Genomic DNA, 19,348 nt, shown 5'->3' with positions numbered 1-19,348 from the left:
CTTTATATTTATATGGGCGATTTTTTTTGATAAAAACCAATCGAATATTTCGAAGGCTTGAAGGGTTTCTTATCTTTGCAATTCTTTAGATTTTAGACTATGAAAATATCTTATAATTGGCTTAAGCAATTTATAAACACTGATCTCGACGTTGAGGAAGTTAATGTCATTTTAACTGATTTAGGGCTTGAGGTTGAAGGTCTTACAAATTTTGAATCCATTAAAGGTGGATTAAAAGGCATTGTTGTCGGTCATGTAGAATCATGCGAACAACATCCCAACGCTGACAGGCTTAAATTGACAAAAGTCAATATTGGTGAAGAAGTTGTCCAAATTGTGTGTGGTGCACCTAATATAGATGAAGGTCAAAAGGTACCAGTTGCTACTGTAGGCACTACTTTATATGATGCTGGTGAGCCGTGGGAAATTAAGAAAGGAAAATTAAGAGGTGAAGCAAGTTTTGGAATGATTTGTTCTGAAAGTGAAATTGGCCTTGGCGATGCTAGTGACGGAATCATGGTTCTTGACGACAAATTAAAAGCCGGAACTCCTCTATCAGATATTTTTAAAGTTGAAAACGACAAAGTGATTGAGATTGGCTTAACGCCTAACAGAGCTGATGCCATGAGCCATTGGGGAGTTGCTAGAGATTTAAGAGCTGGGTTAATTCAGCAAAACAAAAATAATGCGATTGTTACGCCATCTGTCAGTAATTTTCATGTTGAAAACAGAAGCAAAAAAATAAGCGTTAATGTTGAAAACTCTGAGCTAGCACCTAGATATTGCAGTTTAACAATTTCAAATATTACAGTCAAAAGTTCACCTGAATGGCTTCAGAATCGTTTGAAAGCAATTGGTATTAAGCCCATGAATAATATCGTTGATGCAACAAATTATGTGATGCATGAACTTGGTCAACCTTTACATGCTTTTAATGCTGATTTTATAAAAGATCAAAAAGTAAATGTCAAAACTGTTGAGAAAGGGACAAAGTTTATCACGCTTGACGGTGTCGAAAGAGAACTTCATGAAGAAGATTTAATGATTTGTGATGCTGAAAAACCATTGTGTATTGCTGGTGTTTTCGGAGGTTTAAATTCAGGTATTAAAGATAACACAACATCTATATTCTTAGAAAGTGCTTATTTTGATTCAGTTAGCATTAGAAAAACTGCAAAACGTCACGGACTTAACACTGATGCATCTTTTAGATATGAAAGAGGGATTGATCCCGATATTACAAAATATGCTTTAAGAAGAGCAGCCATTTTAATTGAAGAAATTTCTGGTGGGAAAGTGAGCAGTGATGCTTATGATTTTTATCCTAAAAAAATACAAGATTTTCAAGTCTTTTTGAGTTTTGAAAAAATAAATAACCTGATCGGTGAAGAAATTAATACCGATAAAATTAAATCAATTTTAGCTTCCCTTGATATCAAAGTTAAAAATGTCACAGAAAGTGGTCTTGGTCTAGTGATTCCTGCTTACAGAGTTGATGTTCAGCGTGAAGTTGACGTAATTGAAGAAATATTAAGAGTTTACGGTTACAACAATATCGATGTTGATAGCAAATTCAACGTCTCGGTTTCTAAATCTTCAAAATTTGATGATTATAAAATTCAAAACAGAATTGCAAGCCAACTGATTTCTCAAAGTTTTTATGAAACAATGGCGAACTCTTTAACCAAGAAAGATTATGTTGATTTAGACGGTGAATTAGACGCTAAGAACAATGTAGAGATGTTGAATCCACTCAGTCATGATTTAGCTGTCATGCGTCAATCTTTACTCTTCTCAGGTTTAGAATCTTTAGCACACAATATCAACAGAAACAATCAAGATTTAAAGTTTTTTGAATTTGGTAAAACTTATCATAAATACGATCAAGATTTTATTGAGAAAAAACATTTAACTCTATTAATCACAGGAAAACGTACAGATAATTCTTGGTTAAATACTGAAAAAGATGCTGACTTCTTTTATTTAAAAGGAATTTTAGTTTCGCTTTTCACAAGTTTAGGTTTATCAAAAATTAAATTTGCTAATAAAGAAACGCAAACAATTTCTGAAGGTCTTTCTGTCAAATTCAAAAAGAAAAAAATTGCTGAATTTGGTCGTGTAAATTCTAAAATTCTTTCAGAGTTTGATATTGATCAAAATGTCCTTTTTGCAGATATTAACTGGGATTTAGTTCTTGAATTTATCAAAAAAACAAATTTCGTAGGTCAAAAGATTTCAAAATTTCCTTCAACGCAAAGAGATTTTGCTTTGTTAGTTGATGAACATATTTCATTTAACGAAATTGAAAAAATCGCTTTAAAAACCGATAAGAAATTATTGAAAAATGTTGATTTGTTTGATGTTTACAAAGGTGATAAATTACCCGATGGTAAAAAAAGCTATGCTGTGAGTTTTAAATTCAGAGATGACCATAAAACTTTAACCGACAAACAAGTTGATAAAATAATGACAAAGTTGCAAAAGCAATTTGAAAGTCAATTAAATGCAAGTTTAAGATAAATCAATATGGATCTGACCGACGATTTTGTCAAGAATATGATTGAAAACTTCATTCCTATTCATAAATTCTTAGGATTGGAATTGCTTGAAATCAAGAAAGACTTTGCTAAAGTCAAAGTTCCTTTTAGACCAGAGGTTGTCGGAGATGTTCGCTCACAACGTTGGCACGGCGGAATTATCACAACAATTATGGATTCAGTTGGCGGTATTGTTGGCGTGACACACTTAACATCTTTGGAAGATAAGATGTCAACAATAGACATCAGAGTTGATTTTTTAAGACCTGCTCATGCTGAAGCAATTATCGTTGAAGGAGAAACGCAAAGGTTAGGAAGCCGTATTTTGGTCACCAAAATGAAGGCCTATCTAGAGAGCGATCCTCAAAAAACTTTATTGGCTGAAGGAAAAGCTGTTTACAATTTCGTAAGAATGAAACCTCATAAGTAATTTCATGAAAAATTATTTCAACAATTACAATGACATTTATCACTTCAACTAAAGTTATTTTTTGTTAAAAACTGATTTCTGGTTGATAATATCTTGAATACTTTATAAATTTATGCTCGTTATAGCATTGAAGATATGAAGTTTAAGCCAACAAATTTACAAACTGCACTCGACAAACAACGTGGAAAATCAGTAACACAAGAGGAATTACTTTCTCAAGTTAGCTCTATTTTTAATGAGGTTGATCAACGTGATCAAGATGTTCTTGAAAGAGCAACTTCTTCAAATAACAATCAATCAACAAATAATTTTGAAATTGGTGCACTTGAAACTAACCGCGTTTATCATATTGATGATATCAAAAAAATATGTATTTCTTATAGATTGAGATTTCTAAACAGTCAATTATTCAAGGCTGATTTACCTTATGAAGCAATTCAAAATATTAAGGATTTAGAAAAAACGCATGAAACAAGTTTGAGCGGATTTAAAATAATGGCTCCTTCAAAGCTTTTTAAACTTGCTAATGCTGATGATCCTTTATTATTTGCACCAATTGAAAATGGTTATTATTACTTGATTCATAAATGGGGAAATGATTTAAGTCCTTTTCGCAGAATCAAAATGTGGCCATTAATAAATTTAGAAAATTTTATTTTTACGGCATTTATAATTTCTCTACTTGTAACATATTTATTACCTCAAGGTTTTTTTATGAATAAAGAAGATGCAGGTTTAGAATCTTTTATTCTCTTTATCTTTATGTTTAAGTGGATTCTTGGCGTTGCACTTTACTACGGATTTGCAAAAGGAAAGAACTTTAATTCGGCAATTTGGACAAGCAGGTATTACAATGCTTAATTAAAAAAGCTGTTTAAGAAACAAAACATCTAAACATAGTTCAGGTTAATTTCGTTTATCAAACAGCTTTCATCAAAAAAATTAATCTTTTTATAGAGAGTTTAAACGCTCAATAAATTGATTTGCATTTTCCTCCATTTTATGATTAACTGATCTTAAATGTTTAGATCTGTTCTCAACATCTTTCTTGTTAATCTCTAAAATAATTTGATCAAAATCAGTAATCACATCTTCAATTAAAGCTTCTGATTTATTTTGATCTTCTTTTGGAGCTGAGACCTGATGAATAAGGGCACCATCAATGATTGCTCCGTAAGTATTATTCAAGTCTTTTTTTAAGTTTCTTACACTTGCCATATTTTTATTTTTGACAAAAGTACGGCATTTTTTTGATTAAATCGTTACCTTGAGTAAACGAGAATTTTTAAGAGTAGTCAGTATTATTTCATCAAGTATAGCAGGAACAAAAATTGTTTCTCCTTTTTTTAAAATACTGGATTCATTGTCAGTTTTTAACTCAACTTTCCCTTCAACGCACATCAAGACCATGAATTTTTGACAAGTTTCAATCTTTAAGTTTTCATCTTTAGAAATGTTGATATAATCTGTTTTAAAATAATCCGTGTGTAACAATTCCTGAATACCTCCTTGCTCTTTTTGATAATCAATTTGATATTGATAATCAACATTAAAATCAATTGCGTCTATAGCCAAATCTGTATGTAGATCACGATAATTTCCATCTTTATCTTGACGCATCCAGTCATAAATACGGTAAGTAATGTCTGATGTTTGCTGAATTTCAGCTAAAAGAACACCTTCTCCAATAGCATGAACAAGACCAGGTTTGATATAAAAAACATCTCCACTTTTAACTTTAATGTATTGCAAATGATCGACTAAAGTTCCCTCATTTAAATATTCTTGATAAGATTCAGGTGAAAGGTTTTCTTTAAAATCTGCAATAATGAAAGCTTCAGGATCGGCATCAATAATATACCACATTTCTGTTTTTCCAAAAGATTGATGTCTTTTTTTAGCTATCTCATCATTGGGATGTAACTGAACTGAAAGACGCTCTGCGGCATCTATGAATTTAAAAAGAATAGGAAATTGATTCCCGAATTTATCAATCGATTCTTGACCAAGCATATCTACTGGATGTTGCTTAATAAGTTCTGATAAGCTTAGGTTCTTAAAACCTCCATCTTCAACGATAGAAACATTCTCAGTGACTTCACTAATCTCCCAACTTTCACCAACTTGATCAGAATTACTCTCTTTACCAAGTTGATTTTTTAACTTTTGACCGCCCCATATTTTATTTTTTAAAATGGGTTTAAATTTTATTAATCCTAATTTAGATTTATTCATTTAGAGATCTTTAATAACTTTTAACGCCTTTTTCATGTGTTTAGAAGCATCAAGGCTATTGAATCTGTAAATAAGTTGACCGTTTTGATCTATGACGAAAGTTTCGCGTCCAGGAACCATTCCTAAAAGTGATTTTTTAACACCAAATTTTTTTCTGACTTTATTATTAGAATCTGAAAGCAGTATGAAAGGTAATTCATGTTTTTGAGCAAATTTCTGATGAGATTTCTGACTATCATTGCTAATCCCAATCACTTCTGCTCCATAATCTTGAAAATCTTGATAAGTGTCTCTAAATTGACAAGCTTCTTTTGTACAACCAGGTGTAAAATTTTTAGGATAAAAATAAATAACAACTGGTTTTTGACCAATAATAGAAGAACTATCAAATTCTTCATTATTTTGATCTTTTAATGAAAAGTTTGGAATGATATCTCCTCTTTTAAGTGCCATAGTTTAAGCTTTATAGGTTACAAAGTTACGCGGTGTTTCGTAGAGTGTTATTTCTAATTCTAATTTAGGATCAAGGTGAGCTTTAATTCTATTATAAATAACAACAGAAATATTTTCTGCTGTTGGATTAAGTTTCTTAAAATCTTCAACTTCTAAATTAAGATTCTTATGATCAAAATCATCTTCAACTTTAGATTTAATGATCTCTTTTAAGATTTTTAAATCTATCACGTAGCCTGTTTCAGGATCAATTTCTCCTGTAACAGAAACAATTAACTTATAGTTATGCCCATGAAAATTCGGGTTATTACATTTTCCGAAAATTTCTTTATTCTTAGCCTCATCCCAATCCTCGCGATGCAATCGATGCGCTGCATTGAAATGTGCTTTACGATGTACAGTTACTTTTGGCATTTAATTAAGTTTCATGTATTGATAATGTTTTTCGAAGATAATTTTAAACCAAGCCGTATAATCTTTCGGGTTTTCATCAATGTCTAATTTCAAATCATCTAATGAAATCCACTTCCATGCATTAACTTCCTCTGGGTTTACATCAGGCTCGCCATTATAATAACCAACCATCATGTAATCGTATTCATGCTCAGTTAAACCATTATCGAATGGCGCTTTATAAATAAATGAACTTGTTTCTTTTAAGTCAGTTGTAAAACCCATTTCTTCTTGCAGACGACGCTGACCAGCTTCAATGTTGGTTTCACCTTTAATTTGATGACTACAACATGTGTTAGTCCATAAACCAGGTGTATGATATTTACCTAAAGCACGCTGTTGTAACATCAATTCGCCTTTATCATTGTAAATAAAAACAGAAAAAGCACGATGTAAAAGCGCCTTTTCATGCGCTTCAATTTTCTCCATCAATCCTAATTCTTGATCATTTTTGTCAACCAAGATAACGAATTTTGAATAATCTAAGTCAGTTTGCATTTAATATAAGCTTTCCTACAAAGAAAGAGCGTCTCTGTGATAAAGACGCTCAATTATGAATTATTTAGTATTTTTATTTAAAATCGTGACTCACCTTTGAGTCCTACTGTAAAAGCGCCATCAGCACCCATCTTTCTAACTTTTAATTTATAACGATCAGCTTCCTCTCTTGTCTCAAAAACACCAGAAAAATAGCGTTCAAAATTATCAGGATAAACATGTGAAAATACATTTGTAAATTGATCGAAATTTGGTTTTGATCCTGGTTTAAAAGCACCTATCTGAACAGTGTAGACTTCTTTTGAGGTATCTTCGAAATTATATAAATCATCTTGATCTATATTTTCATTTGTATTATTATTTGATTCAATACCCTCGGAAACCTTGCTATACATTTCTTCTCGAATTGACTCTGGTGTTTCGTTTTCATTCAGAATAATAAATTCGGAGCGACGGTTAAGTGCGTGTTCTGCCTCAGTACAATTAACACCATTTGAGCATCTGTTAACAAGTTGTGTTTCACCATAGCCTTTTCCGCTAATTCTAGCCTGATCGACTTCACCTCTACCCGTCACGTATTGCATTGTAGCTTTTGCTCTTTTGTTTGAAAGAATTTTATTGTAAGCGTCTCCTGCACGACTATCCGTATGCGAACGAATATCGATTTTCATTTGAGGATATTGCTTCAATACGGCTATTACTTTCTGCAGTTCAACTTCTGCATCAGTTCTAATAGTTGCATCATCTAAATCAAAGTAAATAGGATCAAGTTGTAATAAATTTCTAAGGTCATCACCTTTTCCAGCTTTGGTCACACCAAGCTCACTTCCTTCTTGAAGCTCGAAATTTTTACTGAGTTCACCTTCGTAATCTTGACCTGTTTTAACAAGGTCTTCAATGGTTGCGAATCCATCTTTAGATACGCGTACTACATAACGCTTGTCACACTCGACATCAAATTTATAATTACCATTAGCATCTGTTTGCGCAGAATCAAGTAAGTTTAAATCTTCATCAAAGAGTTCTACTTTAATGTCAGAAAGTCCTTTTTCACTATCAACTTTTGTGATATAACCCGCAAGGGTTTGCTCACAACCCGTAATTAATTTATCTAACTGTTTAAAGGAATAAATATCATCTTCTCCTAAACCACCATCGCGATTAGAAGAAAATAATCCACGACCAGTTTCAGTATTCATGTAAAGACTAAAATCATCTTTCGAACTATTAATCGGCCTTCCGACATTGAAAACATCACCAAAAGTGCCATCTTTTTTATGGACAACAACAAAAATGTCTAAGCCGCCAAGGCCAACATGTCCATTTGAAGAGAAATAGAGTAAGTTATTATCATCTATGTAAGGGAAGCTTTCCTTTCCCTCTGTATTGATTTTGTCTCCAAGATTAACAGGTTGAGAATAGGTTCCATCTGAATTGATATCAACATAAAATATATCAGACATACCGTGTGTTCCTGGCATATCAGATGCGAAGTACAAACGATCCTCTTCTTTATTTAATGAAGGGTGAGCTACAGAATATTCATCATTATTAAATGGAAGTTCTACAGGTTTTGACCACGTCCCATCATCTTTTTTAACAGCTTTATAAATTTTTAAAAAATTAATTCCTCCAGAACTTTTTCCAAATTTCTTATCGGTATAATTATTCCTCGTAAAATAAATTGTTTGCCCATCTCGTGTAAATGTTGCAGAAGATTCATGAAATTTAGAATTGATCACTTCAGGTAAAACTTTGATTTCACCAATAACATTTAATGAATCATCAACTTCAACTTGATATAAGTCTAAATATGGTTGATTATTCCATTCATGAATTCTTTGAACAGAAGATGATTGCTTCCGATTTGAGGCGAAAACCAAGAGTGAATCATTGATAACCTTGGGTGCAAAATCAGAAAGGCTGGAATTAACAGGCATTGAATCTATTGTGAATTTGCCTGATTGCATTTCAATTAATTGTAAATAATTTGGCTCTTTTTTGAGCATTGTCACTCTTGAATCAGAACCATCTAAATCATCATACTTAAGCATCAACTTATCAGCCTTGTCATATTCCTTTTTAGATTTTAAGGCTTGTGCATATCTAAATATATATTCTTTTTCTTGATTTGCATTGAGTTCAAAAAGTTCAGAATACCACTTTTCAGCTGATTGTAAATCACTGTTGAAATAATAGGAATCACCTAATTTTTTAAACAAGTTCTCTGATTTATAACCAGCATTTGCAACTTCGAGATATATTTTTTGAGCATCGATAAATGCATATCGCTCAAACATCTTATTTGCCTCGTCTAATTTATCTTTTTGAGCATAGGAATTCCAGCTCCCTAATGAAATTATAATAAGTAAAAAAAATATTTTTTTCATAACTAAAAGAATCTAGGCGTGTACATTTTCTTATAACGTTTAAACAATTCAAAGCGCAAGAAAACTTCTAAAGATCCATTGTTATGCGCTGAAAATTCAGTAATATCAGAATCGTAAGATAAGCCTAATAGTATAGAATCTGATGCTTGAAATGCAAATAAACCACTAAATGCACTATCATAGCGATAAGCTGCACCAACAGTAAATTTATTATTAAATAAAAAATTAGTCGATAATTCAGCCATTAAAGGAGAACCACTAACATGTCTGATTAAAATTGAGGGTTTAAATCTTACTGTGTTTGATAAATCTAAGACAACACCTGAGGTTAAGTAATAGTGAACTCTATCTCTAATTTCTGCTTTTGAATCTGAAGAACCGTCAAAATGATCGGTTGCAAGTAAAGCTGGAGAACTGATTCCCACATAATATTTATCATTGTTTAATAAAATACCCAAGCCAAACTGTGGTGAGAGTTTATTATCAATATTGTTTTGAAAAATAGGATCAGTATTGTCTTCAATATTCAGTTTATTAAAATCTACATTAAGCATATTAACACCAGCATTTAAGCCAAAAGTAATTTTAGAAAAACGAGAAATATCAATTGAATAGCTATATACACCATTGATATATGTATCAGAAGCAATCCCAATTTTGTCATGAACTACTGATAATCCTAATCCCATATTCTCCCTCTTCAATGGAGAATGCACTGTTAAAGTTTGAGTTTGAGGTCCATCATCGAAGCCTAACCATTGAGATCTATGTAAAACTGTAGCACTCAACACATCCCTAGACCCTGCGTAAGCTGGGTTGATACTCATTGTATTATACATGTATTGAGTAAAATGAGGATCTTGTTGTGCAAAAGCCACATCGCCATGATTAAACATTAATCCCATGAAAAAAACAAGGCTAAAATAAAAGTAATTTTTATGTCGTCTCTTTTGTGTCATAGTTTGATCAGTTTGCCAAATAAAGATATCCTGTTAATTTGTGTCCTTTACCATTAGAGTCTATATATTCAAGAATGTAAAAATAATTTCCAGACGGAAGTTCTTTTGATTTTTGAATTGTCAGATTCCCTTCACTTATTCCTTCAAATCGAGTTGATGAATTGTCATAAGATTTTGCTTTGTAAACTAAAACCCCTTGACGGTTAAAAATTCGAACACTATTATCCGGGAAATTTTCAATCCCCTTAATTTTAAAGAAATCATTCTTTCCATTACCATCAGGTGAAACAGCATTATAAATAATTAATTCATCTTCAGGTGGTGTTGTTGGATCAGGATCAGTAAATCCATCATTTTCTGTGAATGTCAATTGATTTGGTGGTGCAAATGTCGTTGTTGGATTTGTTCCTTCTGTTTGAACATATCCTGAAGGGAAATCTGAATCTGTTTGATCTATTTGGGATTCTATATTTCCTGCCACAACCTCTCCTATCCAATCTCCATTTACATCTGTAAATACAATTGTTTGCGTACCGAAGTCGTCAGTTAAGATGACATCAATATTTTCTAAACCTGGCTCTCCACTATCTTGAGTACCATTGCCATCAATATCATGGTAAACTCGGCCTTCTACTTCTGCTAACTTGGATGGATCCGGTATATAAAAACCATCAAGATCAGATAATACTGTTTGATTTGGTAAGACATTTGTCGTTGTTGGATCTGTTCCTTCTGTTTGTATTGCTAATGTTGGGAAATCAGGATCCGTTTGATCAATATCAGAAATTGCAGCCCCGATTGGTAATTCTATTGACCAATCTCCATTTGAATCTGTCGTTACAATACTAACAACACCATCAAAATCTGTAATTTCCACATCAATATCTGAAAGGTTTGGTTCACCTGAATCTTGTGTTCCATTTCCATTAACGTCATTGTATAAATGTCCTGTTAATATGCCTGTTTGTGTTGAAGAATTCGGATCAGTAAATCCATCATTTTCTGTGAATGTCAATTGATTTGGTGGTGCAAATGTCGTTGTTGGATTTGTTCCTTCTGTTTGAACATATCCTGAAGAGAAATCTGAATCTGTTTGATCTATTTGAGATTCTATATTTCCTGCCACAACCTCTCCTATCCAATCTCCATTTACATCTGTAAATACAATTGTTTGCGTACCGAAGTCGTCAGTTAAGATGACATCAATATTTTCTAAACCTGGCTCTCCTGCATCTTGTGTCCCATTACCATCAACATCATGATAAATTCGGCCTTCTACTTCTGCTAACTTGGATGGATCCGGTATATAAAAACCATCAAGATCAGATAATACTGTTTGATTTGGTAAGACATTTGTCGTTGTTGGATCTGTTCCTTCTGTTTGAACAGCGCCTGTTGGGAAATCAGGATCCGTTTGATCAATATCAGAAATTGCAGCCCCGATTGGTAATTCTATCGACCAATCTCCATTTGTATCTGTTGTCACAATACTAACAACACCATCAAAATCTGTGATTTCAACATCAATATCTGAAAGGTTTGGTTCACCAGAATCTTGTGTTCCATTTCCATTTTCATCATTGTATAAATGTCCTGTCAATATGCCTGTTTCATCACCAGACGGTAAATAATAACCATCAATTTCTTCGTAAGTCTCACCATTGACAACTTGTATTGTTGTTGGGTTTGTGCCTTCTGTTTGAACGGCTCCTGTTGGAAAATCATTATCAGCTTCGTTGACCTCTACAACTGTTGTTCCTTCTGGAACTCGAATATCGTATTGACCATTTAATCCTGTAATTCTATTATCCTGATAACCTAATGATGTTAAAACCTGAATCTCTACTCCTGTAATTCCTGGCTCACCCGAATCTTGTGTGCCATTTCCATTTAAATCATTATATAAAATTCCTTCGATCAATCCTGATTCATAAAAACCATCGATCTCTTGAATTGTCTGGTTTGCAACTATTGTTGATGTTGTTGGATTTGTCCCTTCTGATTGATAAGCTCCTGTCGGAAAGTTAGGATCACTTTCAATGATTGTCGATGTTGCATCTCCTTCTGGTAAAACTACTGACCAATCTCCATTGGCATCTGTAATTACTGAATATGTTGTTCCTAATGCATCAACAATTTCAATTTCAACATTGGCCATATCAGCTTCTAAACCATCTTGAATGCCATTACCATTAACATCATAATAAACATGACCTTCTAATTCTCCTTGAAGCATATATCCATCAATCTCTTCGTAAGTATCACCATTAATAACTTGAATCGTTGTTGGGTTTGTTCCTTCTGTTTGAACAGCGCCTGTTGGGAAGTCATTATCAGCTTCGTTAACTTCTACAACCGTTGTCCCTTCTGGAACTCGAATATCATATTGTCCATTTAATCCCGTAATTCTATTGTCTTGATAACCCAATGATGTCAAAACTTGAATCTCTACTCCTGGAATTCCTGGCTCACCTGAGTCTTGTGTGCCATTTCCATTTAAATCATTATATAAAATTCCTTCGATCAATCCTGATTCATAAAAACCATCATTTTCTGTAAATAAAGATGATCCAGCAGCTAATTGATGTATTGAAGGATTACTACCTTCTGTTTGAAAGGCTCCTGTAGGAAAGTTGGGATCATTTTCATTAATGGTAACCGTTACAGATCCACTGATAATTTACTGTATAGACCAATCACCATTAGCATCAGTAAATATTGATTGGCTATTTCCATAATCATCCTCTATGATTATCTCAACATTTGCCATATCAGCTTCTAAACCATTTTGAATACCGTTACCATTGACATCATAATAAACATGACCAGAAATATCACCTACAAAAGCATATCCTAGTTTTTCTGCATTAACTATCCCACCCGAGATAACATTGATTGTAGAGGGTTCAGTTCCCTCGGTAAGAAGCGCTCCAGAAGGTAAACTTGTGTTATCGATAAGAATTAATGTATTCCCTGCAATAACTTCTTCAGTCCAGTTACCATTAGCGTCTGATTGAACAGTTTGTCCATTTCCATTTGAATCGACAAAGATAACACTGACATTTTCAATACCAGGCTCACCAACATCTTCAGTCCCATTACCATTTACATCTCTATAAATTTTACCAGTAAGGGTTCCCTTTTGAGCTGTGATTTCATTAAGTATGTTTTGATAAAAATTTATACCTTGATCCTGTGAATAAACTTGATAAATCACAGTAAAGAAAAACAAAAAAAACAGGTGAAAAGTTTTGAGTTTTGGCATAGGATTTTTCTTCATTTCTTTTGAAAATCGTTGGAATTTTCAAAAATAAGATTGAATGACCAAAGTACAACATTTTTTTAACATTGGTTTTATATTTTAAAAAAATTACATTTGCGAAATGAAATTTGAAGACGAAATAAAAAGAAGAAGAACATTTGGAATTATATCACACCCAGATGCAGGTAAAACTACGCTTACGGAGAAACTACTTCTCTTTGGTGGCGCAATTCAAGAAGCTGGCGCAGTAAAATCTAATAAAGTAAAAAAAGGAGCGACGAGTGACTTTATGGAAATCGAACGTCAACGAGGTATTTCTGTTGCTACTTCCGTTCTTGGTTTTGAATATAAAGACAAAAAAATCAATATTCTTGACACACCTGGTCACAAGGATTTTGCGGAAGATACCTTCAGAACTTTAACTGCTGTCGACAGTGTAATCGTTGTCGTTGATGTTGCTAAAGGTGTTGAGGAACAAACTGAAAAACTTGTTGAAGTTTGCCGAATGAGAAACATTCCGATGATTGTTTTTATTAACAAACTTGACCGTGAAGGTAAAGATGGTTTTGAACTTCTCGATGAAATCGAACAAAAACTTCATTTAAAAGTGACACCTTTAAGCTATCCTATTGGTATGGGATATGATTTTAAAGGAATTTATAATATATATGAGCAGAATGTTAATCTTTTTACTGGCGATCCTAAAAAAGACATCGAAGACACAGTTGAAGTGAAAGATCTCAACACCAAAGAGCTCGATGAGCTTATTGGTGATACTGCTGCTGAAACTTTACGTGAAGATCTTGAGCTAGCCGAAGGTGTTTACCCACAATTTGATAAAGAAGAATACTTAAAAGGTGAGTTACAACCTGTTTTCTTTGGTTCGGCTTTACATAATTTTGGTGTTCGTGAATTACTTGATTGTTTTATTGACATTGCTCCTCCTCCACAGCCAAAAGAAGGTGAAGAACGCGAAGTTAAACCTAATGAAGATAAATTTACAGGCTTTGTTTTTAAAATTCATGCAAATATGGATCCCAAACACAGAGACAGATTGGCTTTTGTCAAAGTTGTTTCTGGTAAATTTGAAAGAAATAAACCTTATAAACACGTTAGATTAAGCAAAAATTTAAAATTCTCAAGTCCAAGTGCTTTTTTTGCCGAAAAAAAACAGATTGTTGATGAAATGTTTCCTGGTGACATCGTTGGTTTACATGATACTGGGAATTTTAAAATTGGTGATACTTTAACCGAAGGCGAAATTATTAATTATAAAGGAACACCAAGTTTCTCACCTGAGCATTTTAGATATATTAACAATGCAGATCCTATGAAGTCTAAACAACTCTATAAAGGAATCGAGCAGTTGATGGATGAAGGTGTTGCACAGCTTTTTACGCTTGAACTCAACAACAGAAAGATTATCGGAACTGTTGGTGCGTTACAATATGAAGTGATTCAGTATAGATTAGAGCATGAATATGGTGCTAAATGTTCTTATGAAAACATCAATGTTCACAAAGCCTGCTGGATAGAAGCCGATAATGAAAAAAGTGAAGAATTTCAAGACTTTAAACGTGTTAAATCTAAATTTTTAGCCAAAGACAAACATGACCAGCTTGTATTCCTTGCTGATTCGCCATTTTCACTTCAAATGACTCAGCAAAAATATCCTTCTATTAAATTTCATTTCACTTCCGAATTTTAATTTAAAACTTAAATCAAAAAAATGGTTTCAATTGAGTTTGAAACCATTTTTTTTTATCGTTTAAACTAAACTTTTTAATCTTCTTCTTTAAGTTTAATTTGCCAATTCCAAGCCGCTTCAAGAGCATCTTCCAAAGTTAATTTTGTTTGCCATCCCAAAACATCTTTTGCCTTTTCCGTATCGGCATAAGCTGCAACAACATCACCTTGACGACGGCCAACTATCTTATAATTTAATTTTTGTCGGGTTACTTTTTCAAAAGCGTCCACAATTTCCTTTACAGAACTTCCTTTGCCTGTTCCGAGGTTAAAAACTTCATAAAGGCCATCTTTTTCACTTCCAAATAATCTTTCAAGAGCAACTACGTGAGCTTCAGCCAAATCCATGACATGAATATAATCTCTAATACAAGTTCCATCTGCTGTTGGGTAATCATCACCAAATATTGACAGTTCATCACGTTGCCCAATAGCCGTTTGTGTCATGTATGGAATCAAGTTCTGTGGAGTCCCAATAGGCAACTCACCTATTAAGGTTGATGAGTGTCCGCCTATCGGGTTAAAATATCTTAGTGAAATTGCTTTAAAGTTATCATATGCTCGGCAAGTATCGCTGATTATTTCTTCTCCAATCTGTTTTGTGTTACCGTAGGGTGATTCTGCTTTTTTAATTGGCGCTTCTTCAGTAATTGGCAATTGATCTGCTTCACCATAAACCGTACATGATGAACTGAAAATTAGATTCTTATGATTAAGCTTTGTTATATTCTTCAATAAATAAACCAGCGCATTGATGTTATTTTCATAATAAAGCAAAGGGTTTTCAACACTTTCACCAACTGCTTTCGAAGCCGCAAAATGAATAACGCCATCTATATCATCGTGTTCTTTAAAAAATGCGTCTACTTTTTCTTCGTTTCTTAAATCAAAATTATAAAAACTAGGAGCTTTTTGAGTGATTTTTGCAATACCTTCTAAAACACTTAATGAAGAGTTTGAAAGATTATCGATGATATGAACATCATAATCTTTTTCAAGAAGCGCAACAACTGTATGTGAACCGATAAAACCCAATCCTCCAGTAACTAATATTTTCATGTTTAGATGTGTTTTTTGACTAAAAAGCATTAATTTTGCACAAATTTAAAGCAATTAAATCATGTTTCATGTTTTTAAGCTTTCAAATTAAAATTTAAACTCTATTATTTAAATAAAATGATTAAAGCATTTAAGATTATTAGCATTTTAGAAGCAGTTTCTTTTTTAGTTTTATTAGGAATCGCAATGCCTTTAAAATATATGTTTAATATGCCTGAATATGTTCAAACTGTGGGTATGGCACACGGTATATTATTTGTCCTTTATATCATCGGTGCATATTTCATGTATGAAAAACTTAATTGGTCTGGCAAAACACTTTTAATTGTTATTTTTTGTTCTGTTTTACCATTTGGACCTTTTTACGCTGATAAAAAATATTTACCTAAAGGTTAATCATTTAATCTGTCTTTAACATACTCTACTTCAGTTTTTCCGTGAGCTTTGGCTTTGCCATGTTCGTCAAGGCTTACCATAACGATACGATCAACTGTGATAATTGTTTTACGAGTCATTTTATTTCTCACTTCACATTTTAATGTTAATGAGGCATGACCAAATTTGATCACTTCAATACCAATTTCGATAATATCACCTTGTTCAGCTGAGCTTCTAAAATCTATTTCACTCATAAATTTAGTGACTGTTTTCTGGTTTTCGAGCTGAATAATTGAATACAAAGCTGCCTCTTCATCAATCCACTCTAATAATCGTCCACCAAACAAAGTTCCGTTTGGATTTAAATCTTCGGGCTTAACCCATTTTCTTGTGTGAAATCTCATAGTACAAATTTTACATCAAAGATAAGATCAAAATAAGGTTTAAAAGCTTATTCTTAATCGATATAAGTGATTGGTGAATCATTAAAATCTATTCATCAACAAATTCTTGTAAATAAGAATATCTTTGAGTTAATTCACCTTCAGATGTCATTAAGGCTCTTTCCAAAATACCATCTTTATCATTATTAAAAAAAGCAGGGATCACATGTTTTTCAAACATATCACCAAAACCTTCACTTGCATCTTTTGGCAATTCACATGGTAAATTATCGACAGCCATCACAGTAATTGCATTATCAGCATCAAAAGAAACTTCTTTCTCTTTTTCAGCATCATAACCATAAAAAGGATCTGCAATTGTTGAAGGTCGAATTGTACTTGCTATAGGACCATCAATATCACAACTCACATCGGCAATCAGATTGATTTTAAAATCTGCTGATTTCGTATCTTCTTTAGTAATGAGATAAGGTGCTCCTTCTCCATAATAATGCCCTGCGATAAAGAAATCAGTAACTTTTGCGTATTTCATGAAATCAGATTTGTAAGCTTCTGGATGTTCATAAAAATGAGATTTACCTTTTCTTGCGCCAGTCGTCTCTTTTAATTTGTTGTAATCTAAAAAGTCAATATGAGTGTAAACAACTTCTTCAAAATTCTTATTCAGATAATCAGTTGCAGAAACTTCTTTGATTTTTAAGTAATCTAGAATTTCTTTAGCGCCATAACCGACCTTACCTTTTCCTGTTAAACAAATTTTCATTCCAGGAATCGATATTTTATCAAGCTCATTTTTAACTGCATTTAAATCCGGTAAATTTTCAACTTTATTCAAGTTAAAAAGGCCATCGCGTAAACCTAAAGCTCTAAAACCATTATAAGCACCAACCAAACCAGCATATCGACCAAAACCAATCAAGCGAGAATCATTTTTATTTGTAATCACTTCATGATCGTAAAGTTTGATGTTTTTATCCAAAATCGCTTTTAGTAAATCACGATTATAAGGCTGCATCTTAATGGTATGCGAAAAAAAGAAATATGATTTATCAGGAATCAACGCATCAATCGGTACTTCTTTAACACCTAAAAGCACATCACAATCAGAAAGATCCGCGTTAACTTCAATTCCTGAGAGTGTAAACTGAACTCTGTCTGATTAAAAATTTTAGTTTAATTTTAATCAGATATTATGACAACAAAAGAACAACAAGAATTAGAGAAAAAGGCACTGGAACAATTCATGTCCGGCAAGAGCCTTTTCGGCAAGGATGGCGCTTTTGCTCCCATGCTGAAGAACTTTATAGAGAAAGCCCTTGAATCAGAGATGGAGGGCCATCTGGACGAGCAGGAACGGTCCAAGGGGAACAAGCGCAATGGCAAGGGCAGGAAAACCATCAAGAGCGGTTTTGGCACCTTTGATATAGAGACTCCCCAGGACCGCCAGAGCAGCTTTGAACCAGAGCTCGTAAAGAAGCGCCAGAGCATCCTTGCCGACAACCTATCGGACAAGATCATAGGTCTTTACGGACTTGGCATGAGCTATCGTGACATCTCATCGCACATAAAGGAAATGTACGATACCGATATATCCCACACCGTCCTGAGCCAGATCACAGACCGGATCATACCTGATGTAAAAGCCTGGCAGAACCGTCCTCTAGAACCGCTCTACTGTATTGTATGGCTGGATGCGATGCATTATAAGGTCAAGGTGGAGGGTAAGATCGTGCACAAGGCACTTTATAATATATTGGGGATAAACAAAAATGGGCAGAAGGAAATTTTGGGCATTTACCTTTCCGAGAGCGAAGGTGCCAATTTTTGGTTGCAGGTGCTGACAGATTTGAACAACAGAGGGCTTGAAGATATCTTGATAGCCTGTACCGATAACCTGAAAGGATTTACCAGTGCCATACTAAGTGTGTTTCCCAAGGCAGAGGTTCAGTTGTGCATAGTCCATCAAATACGCAATTCGTTAAAGTACATAGCCTCAAAGGACCAAAAAGAGTTTATGCGCGACCTTAAACTGGTGTATAGGGCGACAAACAAGGGAATAGCAGAGGACGAGCTGATAAAGCTTGAAGAAAAATGGGGTGCCAAATACCCCGTGGTAATACAGAGCTGGAAAAACAATTGGGAACATTTATCCCAATACTTCAAGTACACAGCACCGATCAGAAAAATCATTTACACTACAAACGCTGTTGAAGGCTATCACAGACAAGTAAGAAAAGTAACCAAGACCAAGGGAGCTTTCACCAATGACATAGCACTTCTAAAGCTAGTCTATTTGGCAACGATGAATATTCAAAAAAAATGGACAAGCCCACTGCACAATTGGAGTACAACCATTCAGCAATTATATATTATCTTTGAGGATAGAATTGATCTGGATATCGGTAGAACCCAACCAGCACGTGTCGCCGACGCTAGGTCGCATTCCCAAATCAGTCGAAAACATGTTTCGTATGATTTAGAAATGGATAAAAAATGAACCAGACAGAGTTTAAATTACACTACCTATTCTCTTGATATTAACAC

At 33.6% G+C, this 19,348-nt stretch carries 16 protein-coding genes and 2 pseudogenes; 6 read left to right on the top strand and 12 right to left on the bottom strand.

All coding sequences use genetic code 11. The features are described 5' to 3' along the window. The first annotated feature begins 99 nt into the window (after positions 1–99). The 3 genes from pheT (at position 100) to CAP47_RS00735 (ending at position 3,828) form a co-directional block, all read left to right on the top strand. Positions 100–2,520 carry a phenylalanine--tRNA ligase subunit beta gene (pheT, locus tag CAP47_RS00745; RefSeq protein WP_100774966.1) on the top strand — a complete coding sequence of 807 codons (2,421 nt, stop codon included), beginning with the start codon at positions 100–102 and terminating at the stop codon, positions 2,518–2,520. A gap of 6 nt (positions 2,521–2,526) precedes the next feature. Further along, positions 2,527–2,967, top strand: a complete 441-nt coding sequence (locus CAP47_RS00740) for a hotdog fold thioesterase (RefSeq protein WP_100774965.1) — start codon at positions 2,527–2,529, stop codon at positions 2,965–2,967. Between the two features lie 135 nt (positions 2,968–3,102). Further along, entirely contained in the window at positions 3,103–3,828 is a 726-nt protein-coding gene (locus CAP47_RS00735; RefSeq protein ID WP_100774964.1) for a hypothetical protein, read from the top strand. Between the two features lie 90 nt (positions 3,829–3,918). On the opposite strand, the gene CAP47_RS00730 is transcribed toward CAP47_RS00735, so the two are convergent. The 9 genes from CAP47_RS00730 to CAP47_RS00690 form a co-directional block, all read right to left on the bottom strand. Beyond that, the gene (locus tag CAP47_RS00730; RefSeq protein WP_093239098.1) at positions 3,919–4,185 is read right to left on the bottom strand and encodes a hypothetical protein; all 267 of its coding nucleotides are present in this window, start codon (positions 4,183–4,185) and stop codon (positions 3,919–3,921) included. A 36-nt stretch (positions 4,186–4,221) separates the two neighbouring features. Further along, positions 4,222–5,202 (bottom strand): type I phosphomannose isomerase catalytic subunit, encoded by a 981-nt coding sequence (locus CAP47_RS00725; RefSeq protein ID WP_100774963.1) that lies wholly within the window; start codon positions 5,200–5,202, stop codon positions 4,222–4,224. Further along, positions 5,203–5,655 carry a peroxiredoxin gene (locus CAP47_RS00720; protein WP_100774962.1) on the bottom strand — a complete coding sequence of 151 codons (453 nt, stop codon included), beginning with the start codon at positions 5,653–5,655 and terminating at the stop codon, positions 5,203–5,205. A 3-nt stretch (positions 5,656–5,658) separates the two neighbouring features. Continuing rightward, entirely contained in the window at positions 5,659–6,069 is a 411-nt protein-coding gene (locus tag CAP47_RS00715; protein ID WP_100774961.1) for a 6-pyruvoyl trahydropterin synthase family protein, read from the bottom strand. Next, the gene (gene idi / locus CAP47_RS00710) at positions 6,070–6,606 is read right to left on the bottom strand and encodes an isopentenyl-diphosphate Delta-isomerase (protein ID WP_100774960.1); all 537 of its coding nucleotides are present in this window, start codon (positions 6,604–6,606) and stop codon (positions 6,070–6,072) included. 77 nt (positions 6,607–6,683) lie between these two features. Continuing rightward, a complete protein-coding gene (locus CAP47_RS00705; RefSeq protein ID WP_100774959.1) occupies positions 6,684–8,996 on the bottom strand; it encodes an OmpA family protein in 2,313 nt (770 codons plus the stop codon). Positions 8,997–8,998: 2 nt separating this feature from the next. After that, entirely contained in the window at positions 8,999–9,955 is a 957-nt protein-coding gene (locus CAP47_RS00700) for a type IX secretion system membrane protein PorP/SprF (protein WP_238140924.1), read from the bottom strand. Between the two features lie 7 nt (positions 9,956–9,962). Further along, the gene (locus CAP47_RS00695) at positions 9,963–12,482 is read right to left on the bottom strand and encodes a gliding motility-associated C-terminal domain-containing protein (protein ID WP_100774958.1); all 2,520 of its coding nucleotides are present in this window, start codon (positions 12,480–12,482) and stop codon (positions 9,963–9,965) included. A gap of 153 nt (positions 12,483–12,635) precedes the next feature. Continuing rightward, the gene (locus CAP47_RS00690) at positions 12,636–13,235 is read right to left on the bottom strand and encodes an SdrD B-like domain-containing protein (RefSeq protein WP_100774957.1); all 600 of its coding nucleotides are present in this window, start codon (positions 13,233–13,235) and stop codon (positions 12,636–12,638) included. 103 nt (positions 13,236–13,338) lie between these two features. On the opposite strand from CAP47_RS00690, the gene CAP47_RS00685 reads away from it, so the two are divergent. Then, positions 13,339–14,925, top strand: a complete 1,587-nt coding sequence (locus CAP47_RS00685) for a peptide chain release factor 3 (protein WP_100774956.1) — start codon at positions 13,339–13,341, stop codon at positions 14,923–14,925. Between the two features lie 74 nt (positions 14,926–14,999). Here CAP47_RS00685 and galE read toward each other — a convergent pair whose 3' ends face one another. After that, a complete protein-coding gene (galE, locus tag CAP47_RS00680) occupies positions 15,000–16,022 on the bottom strand; it encodes a UDP-glucose 4-epimerase GalE (RefSeq protein ID WP_100775016.1) in 1,023 nt (340 codons plus the stop codon). A gap of 117 nt (positions 16,023–16,139) precedes the next feature. Here galE and CAP47_RS00675 point away from each other — a divergent pair, with 117 nt between their 5' ends. Continuing rightward, positions 16,140–16,418: a DUF3817 domain-containing protein gene (locus tag CAP47_RS00675; RefSeq protein ID WP_100774955.1), complete on the top strand. Its 279-nt coding sequence runs from the start codon at positions 16,140–16,142 to the stop codon at positions 16,416–16,418. Here CAP47_RS00675 and CAP47_RS00670 read toward each other — a convergent pair. Beyond that, positions 16,415–16,804 carry an acyl-CoA thioesterase gene (locus CAP47_RS00670; protein ID WP_093239130.1) on the bottom strand — a complete coding sequence of 130 codons (390 nt, stop codon included), beginning with the start codon at positions 16,802–16,804 and terminating at the stop codon, positions 16,415–16,417. The two genes, CAP47_RS00675 and CAP47_RS00670, sit on opposite strands and share 4 nt — an antisense overlap. 88 nt (positions 16,805–16,892) lie before the next feature. Next, positions 16,893–17,936 (bottom strand): annotated as a pseudogene (locus CAP47_RS00665) (NAD(P)-dependent oxidoreductase); the annotation flags it as partial. Positions 17,937–17,996: 60 nt separating this feature from the next. Here CAP47_RS00665 and CAP47_RS00660 point away from each other — a divergent pair. Beyond that, positions 17,997–19,196: pseudogene (locus tag CAP47_RS00660) on the top strand (IS256 family transposase); the annotation flags it as partial. Positions 19,197–19,348: the final 152 nt, after the last annotated feature.

This window comes from Psychroflexus sp. S27 (genome assembly GCF_002810405.1).
Taxonomy (GTDB): Bacteria; Bacteroidota; Bacteroidia; order Flavobacteriales; family Flavobacteriaceae; genus Psychroflexus; species Psychroflexus halocasei_A.
This window is presented reverse-complemented; position numbering and strand designations above follow the sequence as displayed.

What these genes read in the sequence shown, in the direction of transcription:
- pheT (WP_100774966.1), top strand. Translation starts at nt 100, where the DNA reads ATGAAAATATCTTATAATTGGCTTAAGCAATTTATAAACACTGATCTC.
- CAP47_RS00740 (WP_100774965.1), top strand. Translation starts at nt 2,527, where the DNA reads ATGGATCTGACCGACGATTTTGTCAAGAATATGATTGAAAACTTCATT.
- CAP47_RS00735 (WP_100774964.1), top strand. Translation starts at nt 3,103, where the DNA reads ATGAAGTTTAAGCCAACAAATTTACAAACTGCACTCGACAAACAACGT.
- CAP47_RS00730 (WP_093239098.1), bottom strand. Translation starts at nt 4,185, where the DNA reads ATGGCAAGTGTAAGAAACTTAAAAAAAGACTTGAATAATACTTACGGA.
- CAP47_RS00725 (WP_100774963.1), bottom strand. Translation starts at nt 5,202, where the DNA reads ATGAATAAATCTAAATTAGGATTAATAAAATTTAAACCCATTTTAAAA.
- CAP47_RS00720 (WP_100774962.1), bottom strand. Translation starts at nt 5,655, where the DNA reads ATGGCACTTAAAAGAGGAGATATCATTCCAAACTTTTCATTAAAAGAT.
- CAP47_RS00715 (WP_100774961.1), bottom strand. Translation starts at nt 6,069, where the DNA reads ATGCCAAAAGTAACTGTACATCGTAAAGCACATTTCAATGCAGCGCAT.
- idi (WP_100774960.1), bottom strand. Translation starts at nt 6,606, where the DNA reads ATGCAAACTGACTTAGATTATTCAAAATTCGTTATCTTGGTTGACAAA.
- CAP47_RS00705 (WP_100774959.1), bottom strand. Translation starts at nt 8,996, where the DNA reads ATGAAAAAAATATTTTTTTTACTTATTATAATTTCATTAGGGAGCTGG.
- CAP47_RS00700 (WP_238140924.1), bottom strand. Translation starts at nt 9,955, where the DNA reads ATGACACAAAAGAGACGACATAAAAATTACTTTTATTTTAGCCTTGTT.
- CAP47_RS00690 (WP_100774957.1), bottom strand. Translation starts at nt 13,235, where the DNA reads ATGAAGAAAAATCCTATGCCAAAACTCAAAACTTTTCACCTGTTTTTT.
- CAP47_RS00685 (WP_100774956.1), top strand. Translation starts at nt 13,339, where the DNA reads ATGAAATTTGAAGACGAAATAAAAAGAAGAAGAACATTTGGAATTATA.
- galE (WP_100775016.1), bottom strand. Translation starts at nt 16,022, where the DNA reads ATGAAAATATTAGTTACTGGAGGATTGGGTTTTATCGGTTCACATACA.
- CAP47_RS00675 (WP_100774955.1), top strand. Translation starts at nt 16,140, where the DNA reads ATGATTAAAGCATTTAAGATTATTAGCATTTTAGAAGCAGTTTCTTTT.
- CAP47_RS00670 (WP_093239130.1), bottom strand. Translation starts at nt 16,804, where the DNA reads ATGAGATTTCACACAAGAAAATGGGTTAAGCCCGAAGATTTAAATCCA.